A 1,054-nucleotide genomic window follows, 5' to 3' on the forward strand; every position below is an offset into this window, starting at 1 on the left:
GAGGCGGCCTTTTTAAATAGAAATCAAATATTTAAAGCGCGGACGTGATCTGCAGCTCGTTGTTGCCATCAAGCGCGTAGACGTCGTCGCGGAACTGCACCACGCCCGGACCGGTCGACCAGGCCGAGAGATAGAGGAAGTGGACCGGCACCGGATTGGTGACCTGGATCGGCGTGTTTTCACCGGTCTTGATCGCCGCCTCGAAATGCTGGCGGTCCCAGCCGGGCGTGTCGCGCAGGATCCAGGTGACGAGGTCGCGCACATTCTGCACGCGCACGCAGCCCGAGGAATCGAAACGCAACATCTTGCCGAACAGGCTCTGCTGCGGCGTGTCGTGCATGTAGACGCCGTCAGGGCTCGGGAAATTGATCTTCACCGAAGCCATGGCGTTTTCCGAGCCGGGATCCTGGCGGAACCGGTACTTGGCGGCGTCGTCGGTCGACCAGTCCACATTCATCGGATCGACTTCGCTGCCATCGGGCGCGAACAGGCGGATGTGGCTGTTCTTGAGATAATCGGGATTTTTCCGCATCAGCGGAATGATGTCCTTGCGCACGATCGAGACCGGCGCGTTCCAGTATGGATTGACGATGATCTCGGTGATCTTGGAATTGACGATCGGCGTCTGGCGATCGATCTTGCCGACGATCGCGGTGTGGCGAAGCACGACGCGGTCGTTCTCGACCGCTTCGACCTGGGCTGCCGGAATGTCGACCAGCACGTAGCGGCTGCCCAGCGTGCCGGCCTTCTCGCGCAGCCGCTGCAGATTGGTCTGCAACTGGCCAAGCCGGATCTGCGCCGAAACGTTCATCGCCGCATAGGTGTATTTGCCCATCGAGCCATCAGCCGGCAGGCCGTGACGCAGTTGGAAGCGCTTGACTGCCGAGTCGACATAGGAATCGAAAGCCGTCGAAATGCCGGCGCTCTGCGACAGGTCGCCGGAAACCATCAGCCGCTTGCGCAACGGCACCACATCGGGATCATCGACGCCAAGCTGCAGCTTCTTGGTCGCGGGAACCTCGACCCAGCCACCCTGCCCGACAATGTTCTGGTA

At 60.8% G+C, this 1,054-nt stretch carries 1 protein-coding gene; it reads right to left on the reverse strand.

Annotated features, from left to right (window positions below):
- Nucleotides 1-31: 31 nt before the first annotated feature.
- A partial coding sequence (locus EN991_RS37470) for a L,D-transpeptidase family protein (RefSeq protein WP_127370590.1) occupies nt 32-1,054 on the reverse strand: 1,023 nt, incomplete at its 5' end.

Source organism: Mesorhizobium sp. M7A.F.Ca.US.005.03.2.1, assembly GCF_003997795.1.
GTDB classification, from domain to species: domain Bacteria; phylum Pseudomonadota; class Alphaproteobacteria; order Rhizobiales; family Rhizobiaceae; genus Mesorhizobium; species Mesorhizobium ciceri.